Here is a 22,783-nt window from a genome sequence, read left to right on the forward strand (position 1 = left end):
CGCATGCGTCCCGGCGGATCTGAACCAAATAGCCTTTGGGGACGGGGGCAATAAGCTTTGAACGGTCCCCATCGTTGAAAATGACAGAAGGAGTGTAGCTGGGAGCTAGGGAGTCCTCGAACATTCCGACGACGACAAGCAGGAATCCAGCGTTAAGCGTATGGGGAGCAGTTGCTATTTCTCGGAGTTGGTCCGCTATGCGTACGCGTTGTTGCTCAAGGCGTTCCGTCCGAATGTCAGTCTCATTAAGTCCGCCTCCCGTGACCGAGCGTGGGCGGGGGTCAGTCTTTAACGTCAGAACAGGATTTAGAACCGGCCGAGCGTTAGTTGCCATCTTCTGTGGGCTTTAGATAAGGTGAAATGGCTTGGCGAGTAACGCCAAGGAACCTCGCAATCTCGGCCTTCGGAACACCATGCTCTTGGGCGAGTACTTCGATTAACCGTCGCTTGTCACTAACAGATACGTCACCGTTGGTCACAGTGCCTAGCGGCCGGCGCATGACCGAGCACGCGAGATTCCACATATTAATGCTCTCATCCTTATGTGCCGCTGACCGACGAGCTGCGAGCGCCAGTTGCTGAATATCCGCACCGTTGAGTCCTTCCGATAACAGCGCAAGCATTCGCGAAGCGACCTCATAAGAAGAGTCATCTCCGAGAAAGTGGAACCATAATGCCTCTCGCAGTTGGCAATCCGGCATGCCAAAGGAGATTTTGTAAGGAAAACGCCTCCAGATAGCTGTGTCAAGCATTTGTGCGTGATTTGTTGCTGCAATCACCACGCTACTCGGTTCCAGTGAGTCGATTCCTTGAATGACTGTATTGACGACCCGTTTCAATTCACCCAATTCGTTACGGTCGTCACGCATCTTTGCAATGGCATCTAATTCGTCGAGGAATAAGACGACGTTCTTGCCGGCGACGAAATCAAAAATACCTCGGATGTTTTTGGCGGTGTCACCAAGCAGTGACGAGATGACCGAATCCAAGCGGACCACATACAGTTTCCGTCCGAGATGAGCCGCTATGTGACCAGCTAAAAGCGTCTTGCCAGTCCCTGGAGGGCCGGAGAGCATCAAGGCAAGACGCGAGGCGATTCCGCGTGCGACCAGCTTGTCGAAGTTTGTTGCGTCGGCCAAGAAGGCGTCAAAGGCTGCCTTTCCTTGTTCGTCCAAAAAAATGGGGGCGTCCGGCAACTCATGCGCTTCCAGCAATGGAAGGCGGGATTTGTTATCCACGGGCAGTGCTTCCGTGTATCCCGCCGCACGGAGGGGTACACCCTTGCGGCCAATCGCTTGCTTCAACAGCCTTGCCGCTTCGGCGTCCTGAGTTGCCAATTCTTTACACAGCCGCTGTCCGACCTGGCGGATGCGATCGTAGTCGGCGGACATGGCGGCCTCAGCAAAGGCGATGAGGTCGGCGGTAGAGGAAAGCATAAGATTAGGCAACGGTGATGGGGCTGTCTGTCAATCATGACAGACAGATTGTCAAGCAGGGTTCTGGTTTTGGCAAGTAAATCTGCCAAGATGTAAAGCTACCGTGTGATCTGCACTCGGCTCCGGGCCGGTCGGCGCGGTGCACTGTCTTGTGTCAGCCGCGGCATGCAGTGGATGCGTCCGTCTTGTTCTTTTGGGTGAAGTAGCATTACCCCAACAACCCGCACCGCCGCCACTCGCCCAGCGATGCGAGCCCCATCCCACCCCCTACACCCCCGCCTCAATCAAATCCGAAATCTGCACCGACGCGCGCGCAAAGTCAGTCAGCGCGCGGGCGCGCTTGTGCCGATAGCTGCCGGCGGAGATGACGACGGGTTCTTTGGCTTCGTCGTCCTGCAGGACGATGAGCATGCCGGTGTAGCGGTCTGCCTGGTAGATGTGTTTGTTGAGTAGTTGCAGCGCGCGCTCGACGTCGGCGGGGTAGAGGCTGGCGAGGTCGGCGGGTGTGCGGGCGGCGGCGGGGGCATCGTCGATGCACGGTTGTGCCGTGAACTGGCCGGTCTTGCGGATGGCGGGCAGGACGATGGACGTGACCCACTTGCGGAAGCGGTGCGGCACGGTGCCGGGCTTCACGGCGTCTCGGCAGCGCAGGACGAGGGTGTACATGCCGGATTCGCTGATGACGTTGGCCTGATCGTTTCCCCGGGATAAGCCCTGAATTGAAGTTAGGGCTTTCTCGTCAGCATCGAGGGAAAGAAGCGCCTTGGTCGGATTCGTGAGTTGCAGCGCGCGGCAGACGTCGGCTGCAACGAACCACGGCTCGTCGTCACGCATGACAACGCGGACCGCATGGGATTCGAAATTGAAGGTGTTGGGGGTAGGGGCGAGCGCGGACGCGCCAACAGACGTACCAGTCATGGCATGACTCCGAAGTAGCGGTGTGCGAACCGCCAACCCGACGCCAATCGGGTGGGCGGAACTGTGCAGGTTGGCGTACCGGTACTTCGGAACCGGCAGGGCCGAAGCCCTCCCGCACAGCCCGCCCGAAGGAGAACCATGCTGCGCAAACAAAAAGCCGCGACCAATGTGCAGGCGCGGCTCGTATGCGCCGAAGTATACCGGGACGCCAATCCCGTGTGCCGGTGTTTCCGGCAACATCTTGAGTATAAGACGTGGCGGGCTGAATGGGCAAACCGGTGGAGTGTCGCCGATCCCGGACGTGATCAGAATCGGTGTCGGCCTTGCTTACAGAATCCGGCCTGCCTTTTTGAGGTCAATGACGTTGGCCAACAACTGGGCGAGGCATTCGCCCATGCTGTTGCCGTCAATACGGACTACGCCAGCTCGAATGTGGGAGGCGCTGAAAACGGTTGTGTACCTCTTCGACGTGCGTTCGCCATCGAACTTCAGAATCAAATATGCCTTGTTCGCTGCAGCAGCTTCTTCGAGTGCGCGGATTGCTCTATCCAGCGCGGGGCCTGCCTCATCGTGCAGACCGTACAGGGAAGCGAGTTCGTTGATGGTGGAGTCATTCATTTCCAGTAAATTCTTGACTACGCTGCGGTGCAGACATCACACGTTATGGTCACAGGGCAACGTCGAGCGAAAGCCCTGGCAGCCCCAAAGGCATCGGCAATTCGGCCTACTGTACGTTATGAAGCCGACAAGGCGCCCGACACCACATCGGCCAGCGGTTGCAGGAACGCTGGCTCGTTTGCAATCAGCCACTCGGTAATCTGCACGGAATGGGTCGTCTTGCGGTATTGCTCGGGCTGTTCAGGAAGGGCCGCGAAAAGGTCCTTCAGCAGCTTCGGCGCGTGCACTCGCGTCAACCAAACGCTCGAAGAAAGGAGATCAGCTTCGTCCGGAATGTCGGTCGTCGACGATAGATAGCTCTGTTGGCGCCCGTTTTCTTCGATCCAATTTTTGATGGCGTCGGCGCCGAATGTTTGCTTCGTTGAGCTCGATAGCGTCTCCGCAATCGCTTGCGGGTGGAGAATAAAGTTCTCAAAACAAAGGCGGGGAAGGAAATGTACCAGTCCGTTAGATGCGGCGGACAAGCTCGATATCTCGTGGCTCGGTCTTCCTTCGCTGTCAAAAATGAATCCGACGGCCGGGGGCAATAGTGCGCCTGCCTTGCTTAGGTTGGTGTACACATCAAAGATCATGCGCGGGCGCGTTTTCCTAGATTCAAAATCACCAGTCGAGTTGACTTTCAAAATGGAAATGCCAATTGTTTTGATCTTCGCTATTTCGGAAGCAAGGCGGGGAAAAGTTAGTTCTTCCGTTTCGCCCTCCACCCACAGAATCTGATCGGCACCATAAACGTCAGAAAGTTTAGCCCCAATGTTTGCAAGTCCTTTCTGGATGTCATCAAGATTGCTGGGGTCGAGTGAAAGTGCCTTTGATACGCCGAGCTCATTGACCACATTTGTAATGGTGCTTGCTTCCGCAGAGCGAATGACCTCGGGTGAGTGTGTTGTGATGATGTACTGATGCTTCGTCTCCAAGTCATTCAGTATCTGGAGGAGGGTCCGTACTGCCTTGGGGTGCAGGAAGCTGTTGGGCTCATCTATGGCAATCGTCAATGGCATCGGCGCACTCATCGCAACATAAAGAATGGCGAGAACTTGTCCAATGCCTGTGCCGCATTGCGAGAGAGGAATGGAGATGTCGGGGCGCCTCGTCTTTGTTGGGACTAACCATACGCGAATCTCCAACTGCGTCTGGCCCTGAACCGGCGTGGCCTGCACACGATATACGTTCGGAAAGACGCGCGTCACATATTCGTTGTATTCGTCAAAAAGATCGGGGTTGTGCGATTGGAAATAATTTAGGCATTCCGGCAGGTTCCCTGCATCTGACCTAAGATGGCCGGATGCGCCGAAACCGTGGCGATCAACATTCAGTCTTTCGGCTTTAAATCTGTATAGTTTGTCTAAGAGAAAATTGCACTGTGCATGCAGTGCCTCGAATAGTTGGCTTCGATTTGAAATTTGGCCTTCTTCGATGTTTGTGCTTGTGGAGATGTAGTATGGGTGTATGTTCGGGTTAACCTGTGTCGGGCCGTAATTTCGGCCGTTTATAATTGATTGGAAAGCAATCGATAGGCTGTTAAATTGCGCGTTCGTTGTTATGAGAAAATCTAACTCTGAGGCGGATCTAAGGAATGTGGGGAAATCGTTGTAGATATCAGGTTGATCAGATGGCGGGAGAATATAAAATTGATCGCCAAGATAACGCCTAACCTCTTCTTTTTTCAAAGAAAAAGTAAGCTTTATTGTGGATTCCGGTGATGGGGAATCCGCGGTGTGAGGCTTGGTTTCTTCGGAAAGATGAGGGCTTGCTTTAATTTCTCGGGGAAGAACTGCGTCGAGAATTGCGCTCTTTCCTGAATTATTCTCGCCGAGAATTAAGTTCATCCCGGGGGCAAGTAAAATTTCTGTTTCCTCGTGAAAGCTCTTGTAGTTTGCGATGCTGATCTTCGTGATGTGCATTTCTTGTTCCTTTGACTTCTCTACGAAGGATTAAACTTGATGTCCATAAGATAGACCCCCAGCCCGCTGACCTTCTCGGTGACGCTGATCGTGCCGCGCTCGGGGACGGGGTGGAGGCCCCACAGCGAAGCGCACGTCCGGATTGCGCCGGCCCGCCCAGGATCATCAAATTCGATGGCGTAGCGGCAGCTTTTGAACCCCGGCACTCTCACATACGACGCCTGCGATGTGAGTACGCGGTTAGATGTAATCCTCGGCAGCGCGGTGGCCCACATCCACGCAGCCAAGAACCCAACCAACCCGAAGCAGACGAACTGCTCCACGGGCATTCTCTTTTTCGCTGGAGATGGTTTTTGCCCCTGAAGCTCGATCAGGGTGAACACCATTCCTACAACGATCCCTCCGGCCAAGGCGATGTAGAACCGCGGGAACAGCGATGCGACATAGCAATAGGCTGAGAGGTAGATGCCGAAGCCTGTGAGGAACAGCAGAACTAGAAAGGCGGCTGCAGTCAGAGCTGCATTGTGTCGTGCGAGCATGCTTTGAGTCGTTGTGCTCTAGGGCTTCTATTAGCCGAAAAGCCAAGCATACGCCGCTTGTTCGCGGGCCAACAGTGTGTGGTTGCCCTTGGGGTGGCAGTTGCAGCTCTTGGCCGATAGCGTGCCCGTTACCATACCGCCAATGAGCGAGAATCATCGTTTTGCAACGACCGGTGCGCCTCAATGGATCTCGAGTACCAATGCAGCTGCTGTGACTACTTCACCGTGGGCGTGAGGGGGGAGTGGGAAATCTGTCCTGTGTCCCGCGAGCAACACGCCTCGCCAACGCAATATCAAAATTGCGATTACAGAAACGAGGTGCGGGCGTTACAGCGATGCTACCGATTCGCCGGGGACCAAACCATTGATAACGTCTTCGCCGAACTTGAGCACGCCCCGTCTTGCGGTGCCGACGTTCCCCCACGCGGTGGGAGTCATCCGAAAGACGCGCGAGTGTTCACTTCCAGGCGGATGACCTGCGCGGCAGATCACTACAGATGCGTTGAAAGTACGTTCGAGACGCGTGCGTGGCCAGGACGGAACCGTCTCAGTCCGGTACACCAATGGATACAGATCGAACCCTTTGTACGTGGCAGACGGGCTTGTAATCATGACTGGCTTCTACCGGTGGCGTTCGTCATCAATGCCCGGCTAGGCATCGATTTTGACTGCTAGCAGTACCTGCTCACGGCCGCGGCGGTCATGCGTCCGCTAGTTGATCTACGGTGATCACGAGCAACCCATCTCCATGGTCCGCTTGGGCATGCAGGCCCAACTGCGACCGCAGAACTCGGTCAAGCATGCACTGCAGCTGACAGAGGTCTTGCCGATCTGCGTGCATCAATTGATTCATGACTTCGTGAGTGAATGCGATCGTCAGCGTTCTCCCACGCCAGATACGGCTGTCGAACTCAGGTACTTGCCAGTTTGCACCGAGCACACACGGCGCGGAGTGCCAGGTCCGCAGATCCTGGCCGGTTATTTCATCCAGTATCGGTTTTGTAAACGCGACAAGGTCGAGCATCACGGGTCTCCATGACTTACATCGCCAGTCGGAGCATCAACGGGCAAGAGACCGTGTGCGGAACGGGAGGATGGTGTCCCACTGTACTCCCATATATGCATGGCTGCGTGTCGGGTGCGAGCAAAAAAAACCCGCATCGCGGGGTTCTTCCTGGCAGGGTGATCGATCACATCCCTTCGATCTTATTGTCCGAGGAATGCACGCCGGGAATGTCCGGCACCGTGACGCTATAGACGCTTCCCTTGTCTTTGTGAATCGCGGTGGGGAATTGCACGGCCTTTCTTCCTAGTTTGTTACGCGACGGGTTTTGCACCTCTGCGAAAAACCGCCGGCCTCACTTCAGGCGGCACCACTAATCGTGCCGCTGTGCAATTCAGCGAATGGCGACTGCGTTCCTGCCCGCCCGTTTGGCATCGTAGAGTGCCATATCGGCCCTAGCGAACACTTCTGCTGTTGCGCGCGCGGACATTCCGTCGTAGGTGTGGTCCGCGATTTCGTGCTGCGCTGGAATATCGGTCGCCACCCCGACACTTACTGTAACAACACCGCCCATCGTTGGCGCAGGCAAGGCGGCCGCCTCGACGTCGCGGCGTACTCGCTCAGCAACCTGCTGTGCGCCGAGGCGTCCGGTGTTTGGAAGGAGGACGATGAACTCTTCGCCGCCATAGCGGGCAACGAAGTCCGTCCCCCGCCGAGCTGCGATTTGCGAAAGGACACTCGCAACGGCTATCAGATATGCATCTCCACGACCATGGCCAAAGGTATCGTTGATCTGCTTGAAATGGTCGATGTCGATCATGAGAATCGAGAGCGGTGTTCCCTCCCGCTCTGCTCGTCGCCACTCTGTGTCCCATCGATTGGCGAAAGCCTGTCGATTCGCAATCTGGGTCAAACCATCCAATGACGCCTGCTGTTCGAGTCTTCTGTTTGCGGCAATCAGAGCACCGTACAGCCGCGTGATTTCAGCAATCAGCATAGCTAGCACAACCGCCGACGACACCACGCTCAGCACCCGTGCCGCATACCAGCCCAATGTGAATCGTGCTCCGCCGTGCAGCGTGAGTACCGAATCTGCAAGGCTGACGACCAGTGCAACAGCCACCCATACGTCCACCGAACGGCGTAGCCTGGTCAGCGACAGGTATCCAACAAGCGCAGCGACATTCGCGCCGATAACTGGCACACCTAAGATGTGGACCAGGTTGGCGTAAGTTCCACCCTGAATGAGTTGTGGAAGAACGCTCGTGCCCCAGATGCAAAGCGGCACAATGACTGCGGCAGCCACAGGACCGGTCCAACGGAGAGCCCTAAGAATGGCTGAGACAGGCTGATGCGGTTGTGCGCGCTCGTGGAAATGTCGGCTCAGCCCCGCCAGCAACGCCAAAAGCGGATATCCGGAGTGCCAGAACGTCCAAAGCCATACAGCCGTTTGCGGGCCGGTGCCTAAAAGGCCGGTCTCCGATAAGAGACCAGGAAAGGCAGGCAGTTGAGCTGCCGCTACCGAGGCAGTAAAGATGTAAGCGCCGGCAAGAACTCCGTAGAAGGGCGCACCAGCTAGGCGCGCACGCTGCAGCAGGAGATAGCCCGTCAAGCCCTCAAACAGGACCACCATTGTCAGGAAGATGGGCAGGAATGCCCTGACCTCTGGCAATTGGATACGTGCACCGATGAAAGAGACGATTGCCAAGGCAATAATGGTCGCCGACACGACTGCAGCAGCATGGAGCTCGTGGCGGGAAGGGGAGGCGCCTTCCACTTGAAGGGTTTCGGTCATAAATGCGGCGCGCGGGTTGTCAACATGAAGTATCGACGGCCTTGGCGCAATATTTAGTGTCCGACGTGTCCCGTTTCGAGATTTCCTGTGTCGGCAATCCTGGTCATCCAAGTTTTTAAGATAAGGCCTCGATCCGGTGCGCTCAACGAGAAGTCAGCACCCGGCCCACCGTTGGACACGGAGTCAGCAATTTTAGACTCGTAATGAGGGCAGGCGGACAGAACACGTTGGCAGACCGGAGGAGTGGCCGGCAGGGCCCGAAGCCCTCATGTCTGTCCGCCCCGAGAGAATCAAACGTGCGCAGCAATCAGCCTGCGCACGCTTGAAACGGCTGGTAATCGCTGGCCCCGTTGAGCCTTGTCAACCTAGTCTGGCACCCCATGACTATGCTCCAGTGAAAGGCACGCGTGGGTGCGCAGGAAGGATGGATAGAGCATGGAACGGCAAGACTTAGATGCCATTCGCTGCGCTGCGCATGGCGAACTCCGCACTGCGATCCTTGGGGTACTTCCAGAAAACGCGGTGTTGCGACTCGAAGAGGACTATCTATCAGAACTGTACGTTCACGCGTGGTGGCGGGTGGGCACCATTGATGGGCAGGAGGCAGTGAATTCGCTGTCCTTCTATCTCTCTTCGGCGATGTTGGCGACCTACCTGCAATTGCCACAGGCTGAACGCGCTGACCGATGTTCTCGGCTGAAAGCATGGGCAGCGTGGGCGCTCGATAGTGGCCCCCGTGTGAGTGACGGGGAGGAGGGGTTCGATATCAGTGTCGTCGTACCCCTAAACGTGTTCTGGCCAGATAGGACGTCTGCGATATGAACAGTCCCAACGGGGGGACTGCTACCAAAGTTGCGCGGGTGCGGCACATCAGGCGCTCTGGTTGATTTGTTTCCTATACCCCAACTCGCTTTCGAGCCCTCGGTGGATCTGTCCGACGACATCGGGCAAGGCGTCGAAGGGATGCGCGATTTCAGGTGGTACTGACATGCCATTGATTACTTCTGCCATGGCAATGTGCGTCGCTAACTTACCTTCGAGTGCGCGTAGAAAATCCGTGGCTTGTCATCCAAAATCGCGTCCACGGCATCGAGGTCGCGCGGCTCCGGGTTCAGCCACGCATCAAAGTTCTCCGGCTTGATCGGCACCGGGCAGCGGTCGTGCCCGGCCTCGGCAATCTCCGGCGGCGGGTCGTCGGTGATGATGGCGAACGACAGCAGATCCGTTTCGCCGGGCTTGGTCGCGCGCCAGTGTGACCACACGCAGGCAACGAGCAGCGTTTGCGGCGGGTCGGGGCGGAATTCGAGGATGACGTTTTTGCCGTCTGGCCCGGTCACGTTCTCATAGAACGCATCGACCAGGACCAGGCCGTGTGTGTGGCCGTATTGGCCTTTCCAGAAGCCGCGCAGGTTGTCGCGGCGGGCGTTGTAGGTGCCGGGGTACTGTTCGTCGTAGAAGGCGGGCTTGCCGGCGGGGCGGCACTGGTAGCGCATCGGCTTGACGACGCGCCGGCCATTCTCCATGACCATCACGGGCGCGTACCAGCCGGGGTAGATGCGCGAGTCGCGTGGCTTCAGCTCGGTGCTCTTGAGTTCTTCGAGTTTGCCCTTCGCTGCCGCGATCTTGTTGGTGGCGATGCGGATGTCTTCAGCGGCTTTCTTGGTGGCCTTGGCAGCGAGGGATTGCTGGGCTTTCTCCAGCCGTTCGGTCTGCTTGGCCAGCTCCTGCAGCAGCGCGATCTCGTCTGCGGCCGTGCGCGCGCGGATGACCTCGGCGATTTTCTTTTCTTCGTCAGTCTCGGGCGATTCGAGGAAATGCGCGGTCATGGCCCTCGGGACGTGCATCTTCGGGCTGGCGAAGTACTCCATCACCATCCGCGTGAAATCGTCGAGCGACATGATGGCGCCGTACTCGTGTACGAACCGTCGGTAGTCGGCTTCGATTTGGGCGGAGTAGCACATGGAGGCACCCTTGCAGTGGGGTGTCTGATGATACGGTGCGCGCCGCTGCGTTAGCGCGGCGGTATACCCTCATCGGCCCGAGCCGGTATGGGGAGGCACTGCGAAGGCCGTATCGATTCGCCAGCCCGCGTAAAACGTTTGCTGCGAACCAAAAAAAGCGCCCTGCACACGCGGGCGTGACGCTCCCCCTCAGATGAGCCGTCATAAAACGCAGGAGGCACCAGGTACGGGCCATAGAGCATCCTGCGTGCTTTGATTATCGGCGATGGGAGTAGGAATTAAACCACCAATAAGAGGGAGCTTCCGGCCCTGTATTTCAGGCAGTTACCTCCGGTCGGCTGGCGGTCGCTCCGCTCTGATCTTGACGATCATCTCGGACAGCCAGCCCTCTTGTTGCAGCACAGCCCGCAGGGCCAAAAGCGCGGCGCCGAGCGGGTTGTCCGGGTAGACGAAATACTGCTCGGTTTCCAAGCGCCAGGCGTGGTAGCCGACGTTGTGGAGCGCGCGGATCTCCCAGAGGAGCCGCATGACGGTTTCGTTGTCGCGGTGGTCTTCGGCCAGCTTGTGCAGCTCGGCAAGGGTGAGCGCGGGAAAGCGCTCGCGGATGTATTTCGACATGGGCGCACCGTCACCATTTGCGAGCGTTGCGCATCGCCCGGCGGTCGTGAGGGGACGGCTCGGCCGGGCGGGACGCGCGGTATGCCTCAAGGCGCGCAACGTCCTCGTGGAACCATGTCTCGGCTGCGAGCTCTTCGTGCAGCGCCGCGACGGCAATGCCGAACGCGTCTGTTCGGCCGCCCGGGCCGGCCGCCACCGCGACCTGGTGCACGCGGAAGACGAGGTTGCGCAGGGCCTGCACTTCCATCACCAACCGCCGCACGACAGGGTCGTGGCCATAGCGGTCGCCGATGGCCGTCAGTTGCTCGGTGCTGAGCGCGGGGTATTCGATGCGGAGGGGGTAGGGCATGGTACGAGTACTGTATGTTTATACAGTATCGTAGGCCGGATGCTACGCGTCAACGTAGACAATGCAGACGTGAGCTACGCCGCACGTCATCGCATTGGTGGCGTAATAGCAAGACAGCGATAGCTGCACGCAGATTATTTACCGATCTAACCGGGCAAGTGCGCGACACTGTCGGAATTGCTCGAGCATTTCCATCGGGATCATGACCTCCGCTTCCGAAACGCCGCAAAACCTCACAGGCGCCGCCTCCGGGTGCTTCCTGATCGCTTTATGGCGTGCGCGGAAGCGTGCGAGCGTTTGGCGAATTTGCCGAGCGTGTCAAAGGAGATCGCGGTCGCAGCGCTCGAATGTAGCCATGCGTGCTACTTGGCCGCCGCGTTGCGAGCGGAGGATGAAAGGCAGCTTGCAGGGCTCGTTTTTCGCGCGTGCATGGAGCGCTGTGTCTCGTTGGCCGTTGCATGTGCGCTTGTCACTGACGCCGCCACGTGTATAGCGCTGTGCCGGGAGTGCGAGGCGCTGTGCCGGGAACGATGTCGGCCGGACATGCGCTGACTCTCTCGGGCAGTGCGTTGGTGGTGCGCACCATGGCTTCCGTCCCGGCACCGCCACGCTCGAATATCGGACTACCGCCCGCTTTTTCGGTGAAATCAGCGTAGCTCTTGGCGTAACTTCGCTCGAAATCCCCTGCTCAGCAACAAGTAAGTACCCCTGCATCATTGGAGTGTGCTTGTCGAAGGGGCCGTATTTCGGGTCGATCTCCAGAACCGGAGCGGAGTGTTCAGCCATGAGTACCAATGCGCAGCGCGCGGCCCGATGTCATGCGATCAGGCCGCGCGCGGAAGGTGTTGAATCGCGCAATTGTTGCATACCCGCGATGCTGCTTCACTGCTTATCGTCGGCGAGCCGGGCTTCCAGAAAGTCGAGAAAGCACGCAATCCGCGACGCCAGCTGCGTGTTGCGGTAGTACACCGCGTGAATTGACTGCAGTACCTCGACGGTGGCATCCGGCAGCACCTGCACAAGATCGCCGGCGCGGCGGTCTTCGGCGGTCATGAAGTCGGCCAGGCAGACGATGCCCGCGCCTTGCAGTGCGAGTTGGCGCAGGGTTTCACCGCTTGATGCCTTGAGCGTGGGCTCGATGCGCAGGCGGTCGCCGTGCGGGCCGCGCAGAGGCCAGAGATTCAGCGATTCCGGCTGCACGAAGCCGAGCAGGGCGTGCTTCTGCAGGTCATCCAGATGACGCGGCCGGCCGTGTGCTTTCAGATAGGCGGGGCTTGCCAGCACCCGTAGTCGCCGCGTGCCGAGCAGACGCGCGCGCAGGGTGGAGTCGCGCAGCGTGCCGATGCGGATCGCCACGTCGGTGTCTTCTTCCAGCAGGTCGATGATCAGGTCGTTGGTGTTCAGTTCCAGCTCGATCTGCGGATACTGTGCGCGGAAGTCCGGCACCAGCGGCGCCACCACGTGCAGCATGAACGGCATGGCAGCGTTGACGCGCAGGCGGCCTGCTGGCTGCTGGCGGCGCAGGGCGATCTGCTCCTCGGCCTCGTCGACGGCGGCGAGGATGCTGCGCGCTTGCGCCAGGAACGTCGCACCCTCGTCGGTGAGGGACAGGCGGCGCGTGGTGCGCGAGAGCAGGGTGGTGTCCAGCTTCTCTTCCAGGCGGCGCAGCGCCCGGCTCACACCCGACACGGTCTGGCCGAGTTGCTCCGCAGCGGCCGTGACGGAGCCCGTATCGACCACCGTGCGGAACGCGAGCAGTTCTTCGAGCGTGGTTTTCATCGCTGATTATCAATTTCAGATCAAAAGAATTCTGCCCAATGTGGCGCGATTTGCAAAGATCGGCGGGCGCGGGCGTCGCCGTGGGAGCGTCGAAATGCCGCGCAGCGGCTCCTCGCGCGGGCAGGCGCCCTCAAGGTTGGCGCTCTGCCTGCCGATAGACCATCCGGACCCCTAAAACCATAGTGGAACCGCGTTTGCGCAAACGGCGCCTCGCGGCTCCGCATCCGGAGACTCTGGAATGAGCAAGCTCAGCTTTCGCCAAAAGCTTTGGCTGCCGTTGGTCATCAGCCTTGTCGCGCTGACCTTGATCTCGGTATTCAACGCGTATCAGGCGCGCGAGATCCGCGTGGAGGAGCGCAAGAACAACCTCGTCAGCGTGACGACCATGGCCATGAACCTGGCCAAGCAGTACGACGACCTGACGAAGAACGGTACGTTGACCAAAGACGCCGCGCAGAAGGAGGCGCTCGACCGCTTCAAGGCGCTGCGCTACGACAAGGATGGTTACTTCACCATCACGAGCTCCAACAACGTGGTGGTGATGCACCCGATCAAGCCGGAATTCATCGGCAAGGACCAATCCGGCTTCAAGGATGCGCAAGGCAATGCGGTCTACATGGGCCTGACCAACGCGGCCAAAGATCCCAAGGGCGGATTCACCAGCTACGTCTGGCCGAAGGTCGGCGGCACGGAACCGGTGCCCAAGACGGCTTTTGCAATGCGCTATGAGCCGTGGGACTGGGTCTTCTCGACCGGCGTCTACATGGACGACATCAATGCCGCATTCATGACTTCGCTGTACCAGACGGGCGGCCTGCTGGTGCTGGTGGGCGGTTTGCTGGTGTTGCTGGGCGGCATCGCGAACCGCGGCCTGCAGCGCACGCTCGGCGGGGACCCTGCCTACGCAGCCGATGTGGCCAATCGCATCGCCGGCGGCGACCTGACGGTCGAGATCGCCACGCGTGCCGATGACAACCACAGCCTGCTCTACGCCATGAGCCGCATGCGCGGCGCGCTGGTGCAGACCATCGGCCGCATCAAGGGCGCTTCGGAAACCATTGGCACCGCCACGCGCGAGATCGCCAGCGGCAACCTCGATCTGTCGTCGCGCACCGAGCAGCAGGCCAGCTCGCTCGAAGAAACGGCTTCGGCCATGGAGCAGCTGATGTCGACGGTGCAGCAGAATGCCGACAACGCCCAGCAGGCCAACCAACTGGCGGCGTCCGCCTCGGATGTGGCCGTGCGCGGCGGCGATGTGGTGACGCGCGTGGTGGAGACCATGGGCTCGATCAACGCGTCGTCACGCAAGATCGTCGACATCATCGGGGTGATTGACGGCATTGCCTTCCAGACCAACATCCTCGCGCTGAATGCCGCCGTGGAAGCTGCCCGCGCCGGTGAGCAGGGCCGCGGCTTTGCCGTGGTGGCCGGTGAGGTGCGCAGCCTCGCGCAGCGCAGTGCCGCGGCCGCCAAGGAAATCAAGGCGCTTATTGACGATTCCGTCGTCAACGTGGATGCGGGCAGCGCGCTGGTGGAAGAGGCCGGCACGACGATGCGCGAAATCGTCGCGAGCGTGAAGCGCGTGACCGACATCGTCGGCGAGATTTCGTCGGCGAGCCAGGAACAGCGCTCGGGCATTGAAGAGGTGAGCCACGCCGTCACGCAGCTTGACGACGCTACGCAGCAGAACGCCGCGCTGGTGGAGCAGGCCGCCGCGGCCGCGCAATCGCTCGAAGAGCAGGCGGTGAGTCTCACGCAGGTGGTGGCGCAGTTCCGCCTCGATGCGCATGCGCTGCGTGCTCCCGCCATGGTGGCCAAGGTTGAAGCGGTGGTTGCGCCGGCCAAGCCTGTCGCGGTTGCAACGCCGGCTGCTCCGTCCGCCCCGGCAGCCGCCAAGGTTGAAGCGCCGCGCCGCGCGGCCGCCAAGCCGAGCACCGAGGCCACCAAGCCCCGGTTGACGTCGCGCAAGCCGCCTGTACTGCGCAAGGCTGCTGCAACGCCGGCTGACCGAATCGAAAAAGTCGAGAAGAGCCCGTCTGCACCTGCTGCCATCCCTGCGAGCCTCGCCAAAGCGAAGCCCCTGGTGGCCGCCGGAGACGACGGTGACTGGGAAACCTTCTGACCTGCAATTGACCTTCCCTCGTTGACCTCGCGCACGCAATCGCGTGCCTGCCCGGATCCCGGAGAAAAGATGGACCGCATTTTGAAGAACACCAGCGTGCGCGCTGGCCTGCTTGCGATTCTGATCACCTTTGCATCGATGATCGTCGTCGGGGCGGTGGTGGGTGTGCTGGCCCTTCGCACCACCAACACGGCTACCGAGCGCGTGCATGAGATTTCCGACCGCAGCATGCTGTTGAACGACGCGTACAAGGACATGCAGCGGGCGCGCACCGGCATGTCGCGCCTGTACAGCGTCCTGCGGGAGAACATGGATGACGCTGCCAAGACGGCGGCGCTCGCCAGCTCGGACAAAGGCCTGAAGAAGGCAATCGAACAGGTGGAAGCCTTCAAGAATGCGCCACGCATCGAAGGTGTAGACGAGTCGCTGCGCCAGGCGATCGTCCAGGCCGCACAGACGCACATCGAAGCCGTGCAGCGCGCCCTGGCGGCTTTGCGCGCCGGTGATGCCGCAGCCTATGCCCCGATCAATTACAAAGATGTGACCGATACCGGTGCGGCGTGGTCGGTGCAGATCGAGAATTTCCAACAGCTCGTGAAGAAGCTTGCCAAGGACGAGGCCGACAACGGCCGCGCGCGCTATGAAACGATTCTGAAGTTCGTGGCGCTTGGTATTGCGATGGCGCTGGCGTTGATCGTGGCGGTGTTCTACGGGCTCAAGGCCTTCGTGATCACGCCGCTCAACGAAGCCGTGACCGTGCTGAGCCGCGTGGCTGAAGGCGATCTGGCGGTGCACGTCAAAACGGGCGGCCGCAATGAGCTGGGCCGCTTGCTGGCTGCCGTGGCCCGCATGCGCGAAAGCCTGGTCAACACCGTGCGCCAGGTACGCCACAGCTCCGATTCGGTCAACACCGGCGCGCACGAGATCGCCAGCGGCAACCTCGATCTGTCGACGCGTACGGAGCAGCAGTCTGCCTCGCTGGAAAAGACCGCCGCGAGCATGGAGCAGATGACCTCCACCGTGACCAACAATTCGGAGAATGCCCGTCAGGCCAGCGCGCTGGCGTCGAATGCGGCGGACCTCGCTTCGCGCGGCGGCGACGTGGTGCGCGGCGTGGTGGCCACCATGGACGACATCAGCGCGGGCTCCCGCAAGATGGCCGACATCATTGGCGTGATTGACGGCATTGCCTTCCAGACCAACATCTTGGCGCTCAACGCTGCCGTGGAAGCCGCCCGCGCCGGTGAGCAGGGCCGCGGCTTTGCCGTGGTGGCTGGTGAAGTGCGCGCGCTCGCGCAGCGCAGCGCTGCCGCCGCCAAGGAAATCAAGACGCTGATCGACGATTCGGTGTCGCGCGTGCAAGCGGGCCACACGCAGGTTGCGCAGGCCGGCGAGACCATCAACGAGACGGTGGAGGCCGTGCGTCGCGTCGCCAATATCGTTGAGGACATTGCTTCCGCCTCGGCCGAGCAGACGCAAGGCATCCTGCAGATCGGTCAGGCCGTGACAGAAATGGAGCAGGTGACGCAGCAGAACGCAGCGCTGGTCGAACAGGCCGCTGCCGCCGCGCAGTCGCTTGAAGAACAGGCGCAGAACCTCACGCAGGTGGTGTCGCAGTTCCGGCTGGATGGGGCAGAGATTGCCGCAATGGCCGCGACGAAACCCCAGAAGGTTGCAAAGCCTGAAGCCAAGGCCGCTGCAAAGCCGGTCAGCACGGTCAAGCCCGCGCGAACCGCGCTGCGCAAGCGTGAGCCAAAGATGGCAGCTGAGCCGGTGGCTTCTGTGCCGGCAGCACCCGCCGCTGCCGTTTCTGCCGCTGCTCCGGCTCGCAAGCAACCGCTGGCTGTGGCCGGCGGCGGTTCCGACGCCGATTGGGAAACCTTCTGATCGGTCGGGAACTCAGGCTTCGAGCGCTGGGCCATCGATGCGTTTGGCCCAGCTTTCCACCTCGCCGCGCGCGAGGCGGCCCTCGACCAGCTTGCGCCATGACGGCGTGAGCGGCAGCGTCAGCATGTCGGCCAGCGCTGCACGGTCGAGCATGTTGCGGTAAAGCACGTCCAGCACACGCGACAGTGGCCATTGCGGCCATGGGCGCTCAAGCCATTCGAGCGTATCGCCCGCGCGCAGCGTGCCGCCTTCCAGAACCCGGTAATACCAGCCCGTGCGGCCCGTGTGTTGCACGCGGCGCGCCATGTCGCGCGTGTTGAAGCGGTCATTGAGCTTCCAGCACGGCTGGCGCAGTTGCGACACTTCCAGCACCACGCTCCCCGCGCGCAGGCGGTCGCCCACGCAGATGTCCGCTTCGCTGATGCCCGTCGTGCTCAAGTTCTCGCCAAACGCGCCGGGCTGGGCGAGCACCGGCTGTGCGCCGATATCCGCTTGCCAAGCCGCGTAGTGGTCGAAGGGGTAGTGATGAATCGCCTTGTCAGGGCCGCCGTGCACTCGCAGATCGCCTTGCTCATCGCCAACGATGCCGTTGATGCCGACTTCCACCGCGTCGCGCACGGCGCGCTTGTCGATGGCGCTGCGGGAGCCCGGGCGCGTGTAGTCGACCGCGCGCCCGGTGAGCACGGTGTCGATGCGGATGGGGCCGGGCAGCGTCATGCGGCCTCCGCGCGATCCAGCCAAGCGGTAAAGACCTCGCGCGCGCGTTGCGACAGGCGTTCCGCGACGGCCGGTACCTGCGCCCGCAACGCACGTGGGTCGATGCCCGCCGCGCCGAGTTCCGCCGCATGCCCGATCAGCCACGCTTCCAGCTCCTCCAGATTTGCCTCCAGATGGAATTGCAGCGCGAGTGCGTGGTTGCCGATGGCGAAGGCCTGTTCTGAACAGACTGCCGTGAACGCCAGCCGTTGCGCGCCAGGCGGCAAGTCGTATCGATCGCCATGCCAATGCAGCACCGGCGTGCCGTCGGCCAGCGGCGCGAGCGGTGAGTCTGTGCCTGCAGCCGTGAGCGTGATGGGGGCAAAGCCGATCTCCTTCACGCCCATCGGCTTGACCGCCGCGCCGAGCGCCCGGGCCATCAGCTGCGCACCCAGGCAGATGCCCAGCAGCGGCTTGCGGGCCGCCAGCCGTTGCGCAATGGCGGCTGCTTCATCGCGTACGAACGGATACGTTGCATCGTCGTACGCACCGATCGGCCCGCCCAGCACGATGAGCAGATCGGCATTCACCATGTCGTCCGTCGGCACCGGCTGGACACCTACGTCAACGGTGCGCACCGTGTAGCCGCGCGCCTTGAGGACCGGCTGGAGAAGGCCGAGGTGCTCGAATGGAACGTGGCGCAGGGCGAGGGCGGTTTTCATGGCAGGCGGTGGCGTTGAGGGGGAGCTCATTGTGAATGAGGAGCGCGGCCCGCAAAACCCGTGCGGTTTGCGGGGGATTGTTGCGGGACGCGGCGCATTCCCGATGCACCTTGCAATCTGCCTTCTATCGACCTCAGTGCGGCGCCCCTTGCGTTATCCCAGCCAACCGGTGCCGAAGCCGGGATGTGCTGTTTTATTGAGCGAACCACGTTTTCGGGCAGCCGCGTACTGCTGGATAGCCGAAACAAAAAGCCCTCGCACTGGGCGAGGGCTTTTCAACGCGTGCTTGAAGCAATCAAGCCTCAGCCCTCGACCGCGAAAACGGCGAGGTGATCTTGATCATCTGCACGAAAGCCTTCGGGTTGCCGGCCAGGATTTCGCCTTGGTCCAGATACCCCGATTCGCCGGTGTAGTTGCCCACCAGACCGCCCGATTCCGTCACCAGCAACGAGCCGGCGGCCATGTCCCACTTGCTCAGGCCTTGCTCGAAGAAGCCGTCGAGGCGGCCGCAGGCGACGTAGGCGAGGTCCAGCGCGGCGGCGCCGGGGCGACGCAGGCCGGCGCAGTTTTCCGTCATGGTCGCAAACAGGCGGGTGTAGTCGTACAGGCCTTCCAGATCGCGGTAGGGGAAGCCGGTGCCGATCAGGCAGTCGGCCAGCTTGTCGCGGCGCGTGACGCGGATGCGGCGGTTGTTCAGGAACGCGCCGGCGCCCTTGGAAGCGGTGAAGAGCTCGTCGCGCGTCGGGTCGTACACCACGGCCTGCGTGACGACGCCACGCTGCATCAGCGCGATCGATACGCCATATTGCGGGAAGCCGTGGATGAAGTTGGTCGTGCCGTCGAGCGGGTCGATCACCCAGACGTTTTCGCTGGCGGTTTCGCCGTCGGCCCAGGATTGGCCGGACTCTTCCGCTAGAATCGCGTGATCGGGGTAGGCAGTCTTGATGACCTCGATGATCGCCGCTTCAGCTGCGCGGTCGACTTCGGTGACGAAATCGTTGTGTTGTTTGCGCTCGGTGCGCAGGCTATCGACGTCGAAGGACGCGCGGTTGATGACGGTGCCGGCCTTGCGAGCTGCCCGGACGGCGATATTGAGCATCGGATGCATGTGGGATCTCCGCGCCTGGCGCGCCGATTTTTCGGAAGCGGCCGCAGGCGAAACAACACAACGAATTGTAGAAGAACGAGCGGCGGGCCAATCTCGCGATCCTGCCCGCCGTCAAAAGAGTGGCCGTATTGTATATGAACCCCGCCTCCGGCGCCGCGCGAATTGCGCCAATGAGCGCTCCAAACACCAACCCTGCCGACCCGGAAACGCTGCGCCAGCGCGCCGCGCGGTGCCGTTTCGTGCTGGTCGAGACCAGTCACCCCGGCAATGTCGGCTCCACGGCACGTGCGCTCAAGACGATGGGGTTTGGCGAGCCCGGCAGCTTCGTGCTCGTCCGCCCGCGCGAGGCCGAGGCCCAACGCCACGCCGATGCCGTTGCCATGGCAAGCGGCGCCGATGACGTGCTGGCCGCCGCCCGGGTGGTCGACGACATTGGGGAAGCGCTGGCCGGCGCCTCGCTGACCATTGCATTGACTGCGCGCCCGCGCGAATTCGGGCCCCGCCGAATCGGCCCGCGCGCTGCGGCAGAAGAGGTGGCTGCATTGCTGGCTGCGCCGGGCGCCACCGTCGCCTTCGTCTTCGGCAACGAGCGATTCGGCTTGCCCAACGAGGTGGTGGAGCGCTGCCACGTCGTCACGCACATTCCAGCCAACCCGGCGTATGCCTCGCTGAACCTGTCGCAGGCGGTGCAGTTGATTGCGTACGAGGTCCGCATGGCGCTGCTGGCCGGCACCGGCACGGGCGACACCCGCATGGAAGGCGTCGGCTTTGTCGGCGAGCCAGCTACCGCCGAGCAGATCGACGGCATGTTCGAACATCTGGAGCAGGGCTTGGTCGAGATCGGTTTTCTCGACCCGGCCCAGCCGAAAAAGCTGATGCCGCGCCTGCGGCGTCTGTTCGCCCGCACGCAGCTGGAGACCGAAGAGGTCAACATCTTGCGCGGAATCGCCAAGCGCATGCTCGGCCGCCGCGCTGCAGCGACCACGCCACCCACCGGCGCTGCCGACGACTGTCGCTGATCGCCCTGAACGCCGCCCGTTGTTGATCAAACCGGGCGGCATCCCCTGCATGTCTGGTTAAAACCCTTGCCGCAGCGCGGTAAGGCAATGCCTTACACTGCCCTCAGCGCATCGCGCATATAGATATAACGATCCACACACCTCAAGATGTTCACACGCATTCGCGAAGATATCGGCGCCATCATGGAGCGAGACCCGGCCGCGCGCAGCCGCTGGGAAGTGCTGACCTGCTACCCAGGCCTGCACGCCATCATCGTCCATCGAATCGCGCATGCGTGTTGGCACAGCGGCTTCCGGTGGCTGGGGCGGTGGTTCTCGCACCTCGGGCGTTTCCTTACCGGCATCGAGATCCACCCCGGCGCGACGGTCGGCCGGCGCGTGTTCATCGACCACGGCATGGGCGTCGTGATTGGCGAGACCGCTGAGATCGGTGACGACTGCACGATCTACCAGGGTGTCACGCTGGGCGGCACGTCGCTCTACAAGGGCGCCAAGCGGCATCCGACGCTCGGCAAGGGCGTGGTGGTCAGTGCAGGCGCCAAGGTGCTGGGCGGTTTTGTCATCGGGGACGGGGCGCGCGTCGGCTCCAATGCGGTCGTGCTCAAGCCGGTGCCACCGGGGGCAACGGCGGTTGGCATTCCGGCGCGCATCATCGAGCGTGATGTGGCGACCGAGGCGCGGTCTGCGCTCAAGCAGGAGTTTTCCGCGTATGGCATCACACCGGATGCGGACGATCCTGTATCGCTGGCGCTTAAACGGCTGATCGACCACAGCGAGCTTCAGCAGGAACGCATCGAGTCGATTCTTTCCGCGCTGGATCGCCTGGGCGCGCACCTGGAAAACTCGCCGAACGATCCGTTCGATGCGAGCGAGCTGAAGCGGATGCTCAAGTAAGCAAGGGCAGGTGGCGGCAGATCATGCCGCCACTTGCTCGACCGTCAGTGCGCCGTCCTGCAGCTTGAGGAAACTGCCGCGCGGCTGCGCTTGATCGAAATCCCAGTCGGAAAGAACCCAGCGGTCACCGCTCGGCTCGTGATGCAGTTGCGGGCGGTGCGTGTGGCCGTGGATCAGCGTGCTGGAATTCGATGCCTTGAGCAGCGCATCCACCGCTTCGGGTGCGACGTCGCCCATCATTGCGGCGGCGCGGGGCTCACCGGCGACATTGGCGGACATGGCGCGGCCGGCTTCGCTTTCCGCGCGCATCTTCTGCGCGATCTTCAGCCGCCAGCGCAGCGGCATCGCCAGGAATATCGACTGCACCCAGCGCTTGCGCGTCCAGTGGCGAAAGCGCATGTACGCCCTGTCGTGCGTGCAGAGCGCGTCGCCGTGGGCGAGCGCGATACGCTGGCCATCGTCTGCTTCGAGCACGGAGGGATCGGGCAGCAGCGTGGCGTGCGCAGCCTTCAGAAAACGCTTGCCGAGCAGAAAGTCCCGATTGCCGTGCATAAACAGCACGCGCGTGCCAGCCCCGGCCAGTTCAGCGAGCAAGCTGGCGATGTGCTGGTGGAACGGATCCGCGAGTTCTTCATCGCCGACCCAGTATTCGAAGAAGTCACCCAGGATGACGAGCGTGCTTGCCTCGCGGGCGCGCGTGCGCAGAAAACGCTCGAACGCGGCGGCGGTGGCCGGCATGCTGGCCGTCAGGTGCAGATCCGAAATAAAAAACACCGGCCCGGAAACCCGGACCGGTGTCTTCAGCGCGGAGGCCTGTGCGGCGTGCGCTGCCTCGATCATTCGATCACTTCGGCGCTTTCGATGATCACGTCTTCCATCGGCACGTCTTGGTGGAAACCGCGGTTGCCCGTGCGCACCGAACGGATCTTGTCGACCACGTCCATGCCTTCGGTCACCTTCCCGAACACGGCGTAGCCCCAGCCTTGCGGCGTCGGCGACGTGTGGTTCAGGAAGTCGTTGTCGACCGTGTTGATGAAGAACTGGGCCGTGGCCGAGTGCGGATCGTTGGTGCGTGCCATGGCAATGGCGCCGCGCTCGTTCTTCAGGCCGTTGTTGGCTTCGTTGTCGATCGGAGCCTTCGTGGGCTTCTGGTTCATCTTCTCGCCCGGCTCGAAGCCGCCGCCCTGGATCATGAAGCCCTTGATGACGCGGTGGAACACCGTGCCGTTGTAGTGGCCATCCTTCACATAGGAGACGAAGTTGGCAACCGACTTCGGTGCCTTCTCAGCGTCCAGGGCCAGGGTGATGTCGCCGTGGTTGGTGTGCAGCTTGACTTGGGTCATGGTGAATTCCTTGGG

Annotated in this window: 24 protein-coding genes; 5 read left to right on the forward strand and 19 right to left on the reverse strand. The window is 61.3% G+C overall.

The features are described from left to right. Positions 1-323: 323 nt before the first annotated feature. The 9 genes from FUT88_RS02455 to FUT88_RS02500 all read right to left on the reverse strand — a co-directional run bounded on the left by FUT88_RS02455 (position 324) and on the right by FUT88_RS02500 (position 8,270). Entirely contained in the window at positions 324-1,391 is a 1,068-nt protein-coding gene (locus FUT88_RS02455; RefSeq protein WP_147213666.1) for an AAA family ATPase, read from the reverse strand. A gap of 312 nt (positions 1,392-1,703) precedes the next feature. Beyond that, on the reverse strand, positions 1,704-2,354 hold the full coding sequence (locus FUT88_RS26510; RefSeq protein ID WP_261796898.1) for a Bro-N domain-containing protein: 651 nt from the start codon (positions 2,352-2,354) through the stop codon (positions 1,704-1,706). Between the two features lie 327 nt (positions 2,355-2,681). Continuing rightward, complete coding sequence (locus tag FUT88_RS02470; RefSeq protein ID WP_147213667.1) at positions 2,682-2,972, reverse strand: hypothetical protein; 291 nt, start codon at positions 2,970-2,972, stop codon at positions 2,682-2,684. 116 nt (positions 2,973-3,088) lie between these two features. After that, positions 3,089-4,933, reverse strand: coding sequence for an ATP-dependent nuclease (locus tag FUT88_RS02475; protein WP_147213668.1), 1,845 nt, complete (start codon positions 4,931-4,933; stop codon positions 3,089-3,091). A gap of 20 nt (positions 4,934-4,953) precedes the next feature. Continuing rightward, a complete protein-coding gene (locus tag FUT88_RS02480; RefSeq protein ID WP_147213669.1) occupies positions 4,954-5,472 on the reverse strand; it encodes a hypothetical protein in 519 nt (172 codons plus the stop codon). A gap of 327 nt (positions 5,473-5,799) precedes the next feature. Continuing rightward, positions 5,800-6,084, reverse strand: coding sequence for a hypothetical protein (locus FUT88_RS26515; protein ID WP_147213670.1), 285 nt, complete (start codon positions 6,082-6,084; stop codon positions 5,800-5,802). A gap of 88 nt (positions 6,085-6,172) precedes the next feature. Next, positions 6,173-6,496 (reverse strand): hypothetical protein, encoded by a 324-nt coding sequence (locus tag FUT88_RS02490; RefSeq protein ID WP_147213671.1) that lies wholly within the window; start codon positions 6,494-6,496, stop codon positions 6,173-6,175. 166 nt (positions 6,497-6,662) lie between these two features. Further along, on the reverse strand, positions 6,663-6,770 hold the full coding sequence (locus FUT88_RS02495) for a type II toxin-antitoxin system HicB family antitoxin (RefSeq protein ID WP_261796899.1): 108 nt from the start codon (positions 6,768-6,770) through the stop codon (positions 6,663-6,665). Positions 6,771-6,869: 99 nt separating this feature from the next. Continuing rightward, positions 6,870-8,270, reverse strand: a complete 1,401-nt coding sequence (locus FUT88_RS02500; protein ID WP_147213672.1) for a GGDEF domain-containing protein — start codon at positions 8,268-8,270, stop codon at positions 6,870-6,872. A gap of 435 nt (positions 8,271-8,705) precedes the next feature. Here FUT88_RS02500 and FUT88_RS02505 point away from each other — a divergent pair, with 435 nt between their 5' ends. Further along, positions 8,706-9,092 carry a hypothetical protein gene (locus FUT88_RS02505; protein ID WP_147213673.1) on the forward strand — a complete coding sequence of 129 codons (387 nt, stop codon included), beginning with the start codon at positions 8,706-8,708 and terminating at the stop codon, positions 9,090-9,092. Positions 9,093-9,140: 48 nt separating this feature from the next. Here FUT88_RS02505 and FUT88_RS26370 read toward each other — a convergent pair whose 3' ends face one another. From FUT88_RS26370 to FUT88_RS02525, 5 genes are all read right to left on the reverse strand, one after another. Then, complete coding sequence (locus FUT88_RS26370; protein WP_222614245.1) at positions 9,141-9,281, reverse strand: hypothetical protein; 141 nt, start codon at positions 9,279-9,281, stop codon at positions 9,141-9,143. A gap of 14 nt (positions 9,282-9,295) precedes the next feature. After that, positions 9,296-10,231 (reverse strand): SOS response-associated peptidase family protein, encoded by a 936-nt coding sequence (locus FUT88_RS02510; RefSeq protein ID WP_147213674.1) that lies wholly within the window; start codon positions 10,229-10,231, stop codon positions 9,296-9,298. 324 nt (positions 10,232-10,555) lie between these two features. Continuing rightward, a complete protein-coding gene (locus FUT88_RS02515; protein ID WP_147213675.1) occupies positions 10,556-10,849 on the reverse strand; it encodes a hypothetical protein in 294 nt (97 codons plus the stop codon). A 10-nt stretch (positions 10,850-10,859) separates the two neighbouring features. Beyond that, positions 10,860-11,198 carry a hypothetical protein gene (locus FUT88_RS02520; RefSeq protein WP_186829220.1) on the reverse strand — a complete coding sequence of 113 codons (339 nt, stop codon included), beginning with the start codon at positions 11,196-11,198 and terminating at the stop codon, positions 10,860-10,862. 882 nt (positions 11,199-12,080) lie between these two features. Then, positions 12,081-12,977, reverse strand: coding sequence for a LysR family transcriptional regulator (locus FUT88_RS02525; RefSeq protein WP_147213676.1), 897 nt, complete (start codon positions 12,975-12,977; stop codon positions 12,081-12,083). 238 nt (positions 12,978-13,215) lie between these two features. Between FUT88_RS02525 and FUT88_RS02530 the strand changes: the two genes are divergently transcribed. Next, positions 13,216-15,099: a methyl-accepting chemotaxis protein gene (locus tag FUT88_RS02530; protein ID WP_147213677.1), complete on the forward strand. Its 1,884-nt coding sequence runs from the start codon at positions 13,216-13,218 to the stop codon at positions 15,097-15,099. Positions 15,100-15,168: 69 nt separating this feature from the next. Beyond that, positions 15,169-16,986, forward strand: a complete 1,818-nt coding sequence (locus FUT88_RS02535) for a methyl-accepting chemotaxis protein (RefSeq protein WP_147213678.1) — start codon at positions 15,169-15,171, stop codon at positions 16,984-16,986. Positions 16,987-16,998: 12 nt separating this feature from the next. Here FUT88_RS02535 and FUT88_RS02540 read toward each other — a convergent pair whose 3' ends face one another. The 3 genes from FUT88_RS02540 to FUT88_RS02550 form a co-directional block, all read right to left on the reverse strand. Continuing rightward, positions 16,999-17,703 (reverse strand): MOSC domain-containing protein, encoded by a 705-nt coding sequence (locus FUT88_RS02540; protein WP_147213679.1) that lies wholly within the window; start codon positions 17,701-17,703, stop codon positions 16,999-17,001. After that, positions 17,700-18,404, reverse strand: a complete 705-nt coding sequence (locus FUT88_RS02545; protein ID WP_147213680.1) for a glutamine amidotransferase — start codon at positions 18,402-18,404, stop codon at positions 17,700-17,702. The genes FUT88_RS02540 and FUT88_RS02545 overlap by 4 nt, the downstream gene beginning before the upstream one ends. A gap of 295 nt (positions 18,405-18,699) precedes the next feature. After that, positions 18,700-19,512: an inositol monophosphatase family protein gene (locus FUT88_RS02550; RefSeq protein WP_147213681.1), complete on the reverse strand. Its 813-nt coding sequence runs from the start codon at positions 19,510-19,512 to the stop codon at positions 18,700-18,702. 134 nt (positions 19,513-19,646) lie between these two features. Here FUT88_RS02550 and FUT88_RS02555 point away from each other — a divergent pair, with 134 nt between their 5' ends. Continuing rightward, the gene (locus FUT88_RS02555) at positions 19,647-20,531 is read left to right on the forward strand and encodes an RNA methyltransferase (RefSeq protein ID WP_147213682.1); all 885 of its coding nucleotides are present in this window, start codon (positions 19,647-19,649) and stop codon (positions 20,529-20,531) included. A 147-nt stretch (positions 20,532-20,678) separates the two neighbouring features. Next, complete coding sequence (cysE, locus tag FUT88_RS02560) at positions 20,679-21,425, forward strand: serine O-acetyltransferase (RefSeq protein ID WP_147213683.1); 747 nt, start codon at positions 20,679-20,681, stop codon at positions 21,423-21,425. Between the two features lie 21 nt (positions 21,426-21,446). Here the strand turns inward: cysE and FUT88_RS02565 are convergent, their stop codons facing one another. After that, positions 21,447-22,265, reverse strand: a complete 819-nt coding sequence (locus FUT88_RS02565) for a UDP-2,3-diacylglucosamine diphosphatase (protein WP_147213684.1) — start codon at positions 22,263-22,265, stop codon at positions 21,447-21,449. Beyond that, positions 22,262-22,768: a peptidylprolyl isomerase gene (locus tag FUT88_RS02570; protein WP_027677677.1), complete on the reverse strand. Its 507-nt coding sequence runs from the start codon at positions 22,766-22,768 to the stop codon at positions 22,262-22,264. Before FUT88_RS02570 ends, FUT88_RS02565 begins: the two co-directional genes overlap by 4 nt. Between the last annotated feature and the right edge of the window lie 15 nt (positions 22,769-22,783).

This window comes from Ralstonia sp. TCR112 (assembly GCF_007997035.1).
In the GTDB taxonomy this organism is placed as follows: domain Bacteria; phylum Pseudomonadota; class Gammaproteobacteria; order Burkholderiales; family Burkholderiaceae; genus Ralstonia; species Ralstonia edaphi.

What these genes read in the sequence shown, in the direction of transcription:
- FUT88_RS02490 (WP_147213671.1), bottom strand. Translation starts at nt 6,496, where the DNA reads ATGCTCGACCTTGTCGCGTTTACAAAACCGATACTGGATGAAATAACC.
- FUT88_RS02540 (WP_147213679.1), bottom strand. Translation starts at nt 17,703, where the DNA reads ATGACGCTGCCCGGCCCCATCCGCATCGACACCGTGCTCACCGGGCGC.
- FUT88_RS02565 (WP_147213684.1), bottom strand. Translation starts at nt 22,265, where the DNA reads ATGATCGAGGCAGCGCACGCCGCACAGGCCTCCGCGCTGAAGACACCG.
- FUT88_RS02570 (WP_027677677.1), bottom strand. Translation starts at nt 22,768, where the DNA reads ATGACCCAAGTCAAGCTGCACACCAACCACGGCGACATCACCCTGGCC.
- FUT88_RS02555 (WP_147213682.1), top strand. Translation starts at nt 19,647, where the DNA reads ATGAACCCCGCCTCCGGCGCCGCGCGAATTGCGCCAATGAGCGCTCCA.
- cysE (WP_147213683.1), top strand. Translation starts at nt 20,679, where the DNA reads ATGTTCACACGCATTCGCGAAGATATCGGCGCCATCATGGAGCGAGAC.
- FUT88_RS02520 (WP_186829220.1), bottom strand. Translation starts at nt 11,198, where the DNA reads ATGCCCTACCCCCTCCGCATCGAATACCCCGCGCTCAGCACCGAGCAA.
- FUT88_RS02510 (WP_147213674.1), bottom strand. Translation starts at nt 10,231, where the DNA reads ATGTGCTACTCCGCCCAAATCGAAGCCGACTACCGACGGTTCGTACAC.
- FUT88_RS02515 (WP_147213675.1), bottom strand. Translation starts at nt 10,849, where the DNA reads ATGTCGAAATACATCCGCGAGCGCTTTCCCGCGCTCACCCTTGCCGAG.
- FUT88_RS02545 (WP_147213680.1), bottom strand. Translation starts at nt 18,404, where the DNA reads ATGAAAACCGCCCTCGCCCTGCGCCACGTTCCATTCGAGCACCTCGGC.
- FUT88_RS26515 (WP_147213670.1), bottom strand. Translation starts at nt 6,084, where the DNA reads ATGATTACAAGCCCGTCTGCCACGTACAAAGGGTTCGATCTGTATCCA.
- FUT88_RS02470 (WP_147213667.1), bottom strand. Translation starts at nt 2,972, where the DNA reads ATGAATGACTCCACCATCAACGAACTCGCTTCCCTGTACGGTCTGCAC.
- FUT88_RS02480 (WP_147213669.1), bottom strand. Translation starts at nt 5,472, where the DNA reads ATGCTCGCACGACACAATGCAGCTCTGACTGCAGCCGCCTTTCTAGTT.
- FUT88_RS02455 (WP_147213666.1), bottom strand. Translation starts at nt 1,391, where the DNA reads ATGTCCGCCGACTACGATCGCATCCGCCAGGTCGGACAGCGGCTGTGT.
- FUT88_RS02500 (WP_147213672.1), bottom strand. Translation starts at nt 8,270, where the DNA reads ATGACCGAAACCCTTCAAGTGGAAGGCGCCTCCCCTTCCCGCCACGAG.
- FUT88_RS02535 (WP_147213678.1), top strand. Translation starts at nt 15,169, where the DNA reads ATGGACCGCATTTTGAAGAACACCAGCGTGCGCGCTGGCCTGCTTGCG.
- FUT88_RS02530 (WP_147213677.1), top strand. Translation starts at nt 13,216, where the DNA reads ATGAGCAAGCTCAGCTTTCGCCAAAAGCTTTGGCTGCCGTTGGTCATC.
- FUT88_RS26510 (WP_261796898.1), bottom strand. Translation starts at nt 2,354, where the DNA reads ATGACTGGTACGTCTGTTGGCGCGTCCGCGCTCGCCCCTACCCCCAAC.
- FUT88_RS26370 (WP_222614245.1), bottom strand. Translation starts at nt 9,281, where the DNA reads ATGGCAGAAGTAATCAATGGCATGTCAGTACCACCTGAAATCGCGCAT.
- FUT88_RS02505 (WP_147213673.1), top strand. Translation starts at nt 8,706, where the DNA reads ATGGAACGGCAAGACTTAGATGCCATTCGCTGCGCTGCGCATGGCGAA.
- FUT88_RS02550 (WP_147213681.1), bottom strand. Translation starts at nt 19,512, where the DNA reads ATGCATCCGATGCTCAATATCGCCGTCCGGGCAGCTCGCAAGGCCGGC.
- FUT88_RS02525 (WP_147213676.1), bottom strand. Translation starts at nt 12,977, where the DNA reads ATGAAAACCACGCTCGAAGAACTGCTCGCGTTCCGCACGGTGGTCGAT.
- FUT88_RS02475 (WP_147213668.1), bottom strand. Translation starts at nt 4,933, where the DNA reads ATGCACATCACGAAGATCAGCATCGCAAACTACAAGAGCTTTCACGAG.